Consider the following 9,368-nt stretch of genomic DNA (forward strand, 5'->3'; position numbering starts at 1 on the left):
CTTTAAAATGCGCAATACAATTGGCTTCACTACTAAATTCGACTCCAAAACTAAAAATATTCATACCCAATAATTTATCTATCAAACAAATATACAAAAATATGAGCAATTACGGATATACATTAATGAAATTGACCTCTCATGAATGCTGAAAAATTTATTTTTTGTCTTGAAGCAGTTGCTGATTCAGAATTTCCAGAAAATACACAAACCATAACAGGACTAGAACAGCTGGCTTTACAAGGTATAGACAGCATATACAACTATTGCGACAGCATTGAAGAATTTGAAGAGCGACTTGGCGCATTGGTTTATGATGACAAGCATTTTAGAGAATATGAAATCATTTATTTCGTAATGCAAGGCGAAGAACACAGTATCCAACTTAACAATTACTATTACAGTTTGCAAGAAATTGCAGAACTTTTTGAAGGAAAAATGAAAGGTAAAATCATTCATTTTGCAAATAGCAAGCCCCTCGATTTGAGACAAGAGGAAGCCCAGTATTTTTTAGATGTTTCTGGTGCCCGTGCAATTTCTGGATATGGATTGAGTTCAACTGCAGTAGGAAGTCTTCCGCTCGACCAACTTTTTTTTAGTTTATGTCAAGACGAATCCGATTTGGCAGAAATAGTCGAATTACTGCATCAAAAAAACTACGCCGCTTGCAAAGCACTAGATTTTAGATTGTACTATTAAAAATCGGAAAGCCGCTTGGTTAGGGCGGCTTAAAAGATATATATAAAGGTAGGAAAGTTTATTTTTGAGATAATTCTCTCGTCAACCAACCACTTTTTCCAGCGGTTGCAATGGCATATGGCGCGATCCAAAACAATCCGAACGTGTATAATACGCTATATGAATATGCCCAAAGAGATTCTGAAAAACTGTATTTTTTAGCATAAAACAACACTGGAAAACTAGAAACGATTAGAATTGCCAAAAGAGTAGAACTCAAAAACAAAAGTGGATGCATAGCAATAAAAAATAGCATAAACAAAAAGAACGGATAAGTCATGACAATGCTTAAAAACTGATTTAGAAACAGTAACCTGGCACCTGCTTTAGATTCTTTTCGGAAATCAGTAAATACATATTTTGCCATAGCAATATTTTCACGAACATTACTTCTGCCCCATCTGATAAACATTTTGTACAAACCTTTGTATTGCTCTGGAACGTCGGTCAATACCACCGCATTTTTCTGAAAAAGCACTGTTTTACCTTGTTTCAAAATCATATTGGTCATGGCGCGGTCTTCGCCAATGTCGGATGGTCGACCCATAAAAGTTTGATTGATCCATTCAGGTAAGCATTCAAAAACGGCGTTGCTTCTATATGCAGCCAAAGCTCCAGGTGTACAAAGAACGCTTCCCAACTGACTTTCTGCAGAACGCACAAATTCAAAACTCATTACAAAACTTACATTAAGCATTTTTGGTAATATGCCTTTTTTATGATTGAGCACTTTTACATTTCCTGCTACTGCACCACAATTTTCACGAACTACAAATGGACTAACGAGGTTTCTAAGCGTATCTGGTTTAATGACTGAATCGCTATCAATAGTTACAAAGATTTCACCTGTTGCCAAGTTAAATCCGCGGTACAAAGCATGTCTTTTGCCTTTATTTTCAGACTGTTGGTATATAAACAGGCGGTCACCTAGTTCTTTTTTGGCTTTTGTCATCCAATACCACGTATCGTCTTTACTTCCATCATCAATCGCTAATATTTGTAATTTATGATGTGGAAAATCACTATTTGCAATACTTTGCAAGGTTTGCCACACCAACTTTCCTTCATTATAGGCGGGAACAATTACAGTACATGTTGGCAATTGCTCGTCTGTAACCGATTCGATTGGCTTGTATTTAAAATATAAAGATACGTTGTAAATTAAAAAGGAAATTTTAAAACCCAATAAAGCAATAGTACAAATCAAAAATGCAATACCAAAAACAGAGTTCATCCTACTTTCATTAAAAGCGTAAAAATCTGGTTGTAAAAAATATACTAATGAGGATCCAGATAACAATAAAATAAGGGTTGCTGCAATTACAATTCTGTTTCTTATAGATTGTCTTGTAAGCGTTTTGGTAACGATCGATTGTTGCGTTTTTTCTTCAGTAAGCATCGCTGAACGATTTGGAACTATTTGGTCACTATTTAGAACCAAATGTAGTGCTGGGTTATTTAGAGCTTCTGTTTTCATAATTTAGAAATTGATGTCTAGTTGTTTTTAACTTACAAGCAAGTAACCAAGTCTCATACCATTTTACAAAATACTGATTATCAATAACATTTTCAAAATTAGATGATCTAAATTGTATAAAAATTACCCATTTAAAATTACAATTACACACAAAACTGTGTTTAAATGCAAAATTCTTACTGTAACAAAATCAAACAAGAAAATTGTTATTTGTTATACAAATGTAAACTTGAGGTTAAATAAAAAATTAGCAGTAATTTGCTGGATTATTAACAAAGAAATTTACCATGAAGAATTTTACAATTTTAGATTTTGAAAAAAATCGCAGAAAAAGAACAGCGCGTTGGCTAGGTTGGCTCAGTTTAAGCCTACTCCTTCTCGTTGGACAGCTTGGTAGGGCTCAAGTAAATGCTTACTCCTTTAGTCAATCCACAGGTGTGTATCAAAGTATTGTTGCAGATGGAACATTAGTAACTGGATCTGATGCAACTGCTGTAACCACTTATGATACCAGTGGTTGGGAGGTAACAATTCCGTTTGATTTTAATTATAATTCTTTGAATTATAGTTCGATTTTCGTGAACTCAAATGGAGGAACAACTTTTGGCACGCCCACAAGTACAAGTAGTGCAGTAATATCTGCAAGTACCGCCTATGCGGGAGCTATCGCGGTAATGAACCGTGACCTTTGGGGTGTGTTTTACACTGGAGGGACGACTACTACTGGTTCTAACATCATCACTAATGTAGCTTCCTTCAAAGGAATTGAAATTGGAAAATTATTAAGACCAGGAAGTGGTATAGCGGCAAGTACTACGGTTACTGCTTTTGATGAAACTGCAGGAACCATCACTATGTCAACGCCTTCTACATCAAGTACAGCAGCTGCAAGCATTGGCTGGGGTACTGGAAAAGTTTTTACAAAAGTTGATGGCGTTGCTCCAAACAGAGTATTTACCATCCAATGGGAGGGTTACAATGATTATGCTACCACTGCGTCAAGTAGTAATTACTTGAGTTTTCAATTAAAATTAACTGAAACATCCAATACGATTCAAATCGTTTATGGCGATCACTTTAATATTTCAACCATTTCTCGAACCAACCAGATTGGTTTAAGAGGTGCTACCAATACGGATTTCAATAACCGAATTGGTGCTGTAGGAAATCCATGGACTAATACAACCGTTGGAACCGCTAACGGTTCAACAGTATCAAGAGATAACGCTAATTTCCCTGCATCGGGATTAACTTTTATGTGGACTCCTTCTACGTGTTTACCTCCTGCAGCGTTAACTGCCACTGAAATTACTACAACTAGTGCAATATTAGGTTTTACAAGTACTGGATCGTTATTTAATTTAGAATGGGGAACGCAAGGATTTGTTCAAGGTACTGGTACAACGGTTACTGGAATTTCTGGATCTTACAATTTAACTGGTCTTCTTCCAAGTACTGCATATAGCTTTTTTGTGCGACAAGACTGCGGCACAACAGATGGCCTGAGTAATTGGGCTGGACCATTTACATTTGTTACTTCTTGTATTCCTGTAGCGACATTTTCTGAAAACTTTGACAGCTATACCTTAACTGGTTCTGCAAATCCTTTACCGATTTGTTGGAGTCGTTTAGGAAATACGGGGTTGAGTTATATTGCAACAACAAGTGCTACTCCATTATCGGCTCCTAACAGACTTTATTTAAGTGCAAGTGCTACTGGAGCTACAAACGCAGTCGCAGTAATGCCTCCTGTTTCAAATTTACAAGCGGAAACACACCGCTTAAAATTTAAAGCATTTTCAACAACTGCTGGAAAATCACTAGAAGTTGGTTATTACGAAGGAAGTGGTGATGCTCTTAATTTTGTTGTTTTGGAAACATTTGCAATGCCTTCAACAGCAATTGCGACTGCAACAGAATTTATTTACACTCCTGAGTTTGTTGTAGCCGGGGTACAATCGATTGCATTTCGAGTAAACGGTGGTGCATTTACAGGAACTACTTTAATTTATGTTGACGATGTAGTTTGGGAACCAATCCCTACATGTCCAGATATTCTTGAATTTGAAATTGCCGAAATTGGAACTACAACTGCAGATATTGGTTGGACACCCGGTGGCTCTGAAACTGCATGGCAGTATGCTTTCGGACCAGCAACATTGGCCAATCCAAGTACATTAATTCCAGTTGATGTAATTAGTAATCCATTTATTACTTTAACTGATTTAACACCAAACACCAATTACAAATTATGGGTTCGTTCTAATTGTGGAAGTGGCGTATTTGGAAATTGGTCAAGTGCACAAATATTTACTACTTTGTGTGCACCCGTAACTACTTTTTCAGAAAACTTTGACAGTTATACATTAACAGGATCTGCAAATCCATTACCAAACTGTTGGGCAAAAGCAGGAAACGGGCAAACATATATTACTACAGGTGGTGTTGCGCCAATGACTCCTCCCAATCGTTTGTATATGTTTGCAAATGGTACTTTAGCTACTCCAACTGTTTCGATTGCAATGATGCCAGAAGTTTCAAATTTATCAGCCGGTACTCACCGTCTAAAATTCAGAGCTTATGCAAGTGCCGCTGATAAAACGGTAGAAATTGGGTATTTTGTTGATCCGACTGATCTAACTTCTTATGTTCAATTGGAAACAATCAACATTACAGCTATCACTGCTGCAACTGCAGCAATATATACCTACATTCCTTCAGGTGTACCAGCTGGTATAACTACTTTCGCTTTCAGAAATGCAGGTTTACCTGCTTCTACAACTTTGTATATTGACGACGTTACTTGGGAACCAATTCCACTTTGTCCTGATGTTAATTCAGTTGTATTTGGAAGCTCAACAAGCACAACGGCCAACATTACTTGGACACCAGGCGGCTCGGAAACGGCTTGGCAATACGTTTACGGTTTGGCTACTGAAACAAACCCCTTAACATTAACCCCAATTGTTGATGTAACAGGAAATCCTCAAGCAACTATTATTGGTTTACTACCGTCTACGAACTACAAAGTGTGGGTTCGTTCTGTTTGCGGTACTAATTTAGGAGCTTTTTCACAAGCTGCAACATTCCTTACTGCATGTGAGCCAGTTACTGAATTTTCTCAAAATTTTGACACCTCTCCTACAGGGACTACAGTTCCAATGCCAGCGTGTTGGATGCGTGCTGGAAATGGCACTACTAATGTAACTACAGGTGGTATTGCACCAGGAACAGCACCAAATCGTTTGTACATGTTTGCCAATGGAACGCTTGCTACTCCTACAGTTGCAATAGCAATGATGCCTCCTGTTTCAAATTTGCAAGCAGGCACTCACCGTTTGAAATTTAAAGCCTATTCCACAGTTGCAAACCAATCTCTTGAGGTAGGCTACTTTACAAATGCAGCTGATTTAAGTTCATTTGTAGCAGTTCAGAATATTGTGTTGCCAGGTACGTTGGCCGCTTCTGCGTTACAATTTAGCATTACTCCAAATAATATTCCAGCAGGAATTAATACGCTGGCATTCAGAAACACGGGACTTCCAGTTTCTTATGCAGTGTATATTGATGATGTGGTTTGGGAAGTAAAACCAGCCTGTGCGGACATTAATACTCCAACATTTGTTGGTGCAACTGATACCAGTGCTTCAATATCTTGGTCTGCAGGTGATACAGAAACAACTTGGGAATACGTTTTGGGATCGAGTACAGATACAGACCCATTGACATTGACTCCAGTAGAGGTTACGGGAACTCCACAAGTAAACTTGATTGGATTACTTCCATCAACTACTTATAAAATTTGGTTAAGAGCAAAATGTGGTACCAATTTTGGAGTTTATTCAACTCCACTCACATTTACTACAGCCTGTGCGCCAATTACTACTTTTCCTTGGACAGAAGGTTTTGAGGGCATCACTACAGTTAGTACTACCGCATTCCCTCCATGTTGGTTTAAACAAAATGGAGATTGGGCAAGTGCCGTTACTGGAACTTACAACACTCCAAGAACAGGAACCAAATACATTAGAAATTCTTGGTCGGCAACTAACGAGTTTATGTGGACTCCAGGATTCGAATTGACTGCCGGGGTAAGTTATGATTTCAGTTTTTATATGCAAGGAGACGGAGCATTAGGTTGGACAGTAGATGTGTTTCAAAACACAGTGCAAAACAGTAACGGAGCTACTCAATTAGGAGTAACAACTACAGCTTCTGGAACTGGAACCTATGTAATTCAACCCTATGGTTTAGTGAGTAATACAATTGTTCCAACAACTACAGGAGTATATTACTTTGCAGTTCGCGTAAATCAACCGTCTGCATCACCATGGTACATTGCTTTTGATGATTTTAAATTGGAAGTTACACCAAGTTGTGCAGCTCCATTAGCACCAACTTCTGCCAATGTTACTGCAACTTCTGCTACTGTAAACTGGACGGCAATAACTCCTGCACCAGCAAATGGATATGATTATTTCGTTACTACTGCAACCGAAGCTCCGAATGCAACAACAGTTCCTACTGGTACAGTTGCAACGGGAGTAACAACAGTTAATTTAACTGAGTTAACACCTGCAACAGTTTATAGAGTTTATGTAAGAAGTTTATGCAGTACTAGTGAAATCAGCTCTTGGTCGGGTGCTGGGATATTAACAACACCATGTGCCGTATTCGATGCGCCATTTTCTCAAAATTTCGATACGTTTGTGCCTCTTTGTTGGTCAACTGCTGGTGCTGGTACCGTTGCCACAGGTCCAACTGGAAGTGCAGCAGGAATTTGGTTAGCTGATGGATTTTTAAATGTTGGAGCGACAGGAGCTGTAAAAGTTAATTTATTTTCAACAAATAGAATTGGCTGGTTAATTGCACCTCCAATGAATACCACAGTTGGAAATGACTACACTTTTTCATTCAATTATGGAGTTACTGTTTGGAACGAAACTGGACAAATAGCAATGGGTTCTGACGACTTTGTAAAAGTTGTAATGTCAACTGACAATGGAGTTACGTGGACAGAAGTTCATACCTTTAATGCTGCAAGCAATGTCTTGAATACTTCGCAAGAATACTCTTATGATTTTGTAGCTGCTGCAAGCCAAGTTCGATTTGCATTATTTGCAAGCGATGGAACTGTAGATGATACTCAGGATTATGACTTTTTTGTAGATAATGTTGCATTTGAAACTAATTTATCGAATGTTGATTTCGATAAAAAAACATTCACAGCGTATCCAAACCCAGTTAAAGATAACTTGAATATTCGTTTTAACGAAAACATCTCAGATGTATCCGTTTATAATGTTTTAGGCCAACAAATGTTAGTAAAAAAGATCAATGCTACGGAAGGTCAAGTGGATATGTCCAATTTAGCTTCTGGAACTTATTTAGTTCGTGTTACGAGCGGTGGTCAATCACAAACAATCAAAGTGATTAAGGAATAACTTCTTTAAAAGCTTATTATTCATTAATTAAAGCTGTTCTCAAAAGGAACAGCTTTTTTTATACCTTTATTCTGAATTCATTTCAAATACAAAAAAATATTAAATTGGTAACGAATACTTTCAAAATCATCAAACGATTGCAATTAATTCCACCTTATTGATGTACTGAACTAACAAATATATTTGTATTTTCGTTGTAATATCAAACGTTAAGAATACAAATTCGTTTAAATTATTAAATTGAAATGATATCCAAATTGTTTAAAATAAAGTAATCAACAATGGCAGAGATTAAAACAAAGCAAACCGATTTGAACGTTGAAGCATTTATAAATTCATTTGCAGCAACGGAACAAAAGCGCTTAGACAGTTTAGAATTACTTAAAATAATGAGCTATTTCACGGGTTTTGAACCTAAGATGTGGGGATCGACTATGATTGGATTTGGACAGTACCACTACAAATCCGAAAAAAGTCGTCAAGAAGGAGATTGGCCATTAGTAGGATTTTCACCTCGTAAAGCGGCAATTTCATTATATGTATATTCAGGTGGAGAAGCACAAGATGAGTTGCTTACAAAATTAGGGAAATTCAAAATGGGCAAAGGCTGTATTTATGTGAATAAACTTTCCGATATCAATGTAGAGATACTAAAAGATTTGATGCGATCAACAATTAATTTTTTGAAAGCAAAGTATGAATAATCTAAAAATAGAATTTAAATGGGCGGTTATTTTCTCAGTTGTGGGACTAATATGGATGGCTTTAGAAAAAACAACTGGATTGCACAGCACTTATATTGATTACCACATTTATTTGACTAACTTATTTGCTATTCCTGCCATTTGGGTAATGGTTTTGGCATTAAGGGATAAAAGAAATAATTTTTACAGCGGTAAAATCACCTACATCAAGGGTTTAATTTCTGGATTTTTTTTGTCACTATTTATAGCGTTCGTTAGTCCCTTAACCCAATACATAACATCTTATATAATTTCGCCAGAATATTTTCCAAACGTTATTAAACGTTCGGTAGAAATTGGATACTATGCAACAAAGCAAGAAGCAGAGGCAAATTTCAATTATCCAAACTATGCCCTAAAAGGCGCTATTGGTTCCCTAGTAATGGGTATTGTAACTTCATCAATTGTAATGCTTTTTTTAAAAACAAAAAAATAAATCTTAGTTTAAATGTAAAGTCGTCTACCATTGTATTGGGGTGAAATACAATCGGGAGGGATTGAAACAATTCTCTGCACAATATTATCTTTTATTATCAAATATAAATCTGAGATTTTACAAAAAAATTAGGTGAATAAAACTCCTTAAAATTTAAATAAACCACTATTTATCAATTATTTGAAAATAAACCATAATGATATTGGTAATCCTACCAGTTCCCAATTGTTTGTGTTTACCTTTAACAGAAACTAAAGTTACTAAATCTATTACGATACCTCTCAAATTACTAAAAGCGCTCTCTCTAACTTGATGTACAAAAAAAGAAATAACAAATTCTATTTCAAAAAGTGCCCCAAAAAAAACCTATGCAAAAGCTACATTCAAGTTTATATCTAATTTTTAATGCATATCCGTTTTTAATCATACTCCTGTAATACTTGCTATCACTAGTCTATCGAAGATTTTCTCACCAAAATATCTGCGATTTAGCTTATAAACAAACTCGTTCAGATACAGTTGTAAGTTTT

General features: G+C 36.4%; 5 protein-coding genes and 1 pseudogene. 4 read left to right on the plus strand and 2 right to left on the minus strand.

Annotation, left to right across the window (positions count from 1 at the left end; translation table 11 throughout):
- Positions 1 to 141 precede the first annotated feature (141 nt).
- Entirely contained in the window at positions 142 to 699 is a 558-nt protein-coding gene (locus ACIQ2X_RS10400; protein ID WP_396178864.1) for a DUF6642 family protein, read from the plus strand.
- A 58-nt stretch (positions 700 to 757) separates the two neighbouring features.
- Here ACIQ2X_RS10400 and ACIQ2X_RS10405 read toward each other — a convergent pair whose 3' ends face one another.
- On the minus strand, positions 758 to 2,215 hold the full coding sequence (locus ACIQ2X_RS10405; protein WP_396178865.1) for a glycosyltransferase: 1,458 nt from the start codon (positions 2,213 to 2,215) through the stop codon (positions 758 to 760).
- A gap of 287 nt (positions 2,216 to 2,502) precedes the next feature.
- Here ACIQ2X_RS10405 and ACIQ2X_RS10410 point away from each other — a divergent pair, with 287 nt between their 5' ends.
- The 3 genes from ACIQ2X_RS10410 (at position 2,503) to ACIQ2X_RS10420 (ending at position 8,838) form a co-directional block, all read left to right on the plus strand.
- Positions 2,503 to 7,659, plus strand: coding sequence for a fibronectin type III domain-containing protein (locus tag ACIQ2X_RS10410; RefSeq protein ID WP_396178866.1), 5,157 nt, complete (start codon positions 2,503 to 2,505; stop codon positions 7,657 to 7,659).
- 281 nt (positions 7,660 to 7,940) lie between these two features.
- Positions 7,941 to 8,363: a DUF1801 domain-containing protein gene (locus ACIQ2X_RS10415; RefSeq protein ID WP_396178867.1), complete on the plus strand. Its 423-nt coding sequence runs from the start codon at positions 7,941 to 7,943 to the stop codon at positions 8,361 to 8,363.
- Positions 8,356 to 8,838: a DUF4199 domain-containing protein gene (locus ACIQ2X_RS10420; RefSeq protein ID WP_396178868.1), complete on the plus strand. Its 483-nt coding sequence runs from the start codon at positions 8,356 to 8,358 to the stop codon at positions 8,836 to 8,838. Before ACIQ2X_RS10415 ends, ACIQ2X_RS10420 begins: the two co-directional genes overlap by 8 nt.
- Positions 8,839 to 9,261: 423 nt before the next feature.
- On the opposite strand, the pseudogene ACIQ2X_RS10425 reads toward ACIQ2X_RS10420, so the two are convergent.
- A pseudogene (locus ACIQ2X_RS10425) lies at positions 9,262 to 9,368 on the minus strand (IS1595 family transposase); the annotation flags it as partial.

The organism is Flavobacterium sp. (genome assembly GCF_044368625.1).
Lineage (GTDB): Bacteria > Bacteroidota > Bacteroidia > Flavobacteriales > Flavobacteriaceae > Flavobacterium.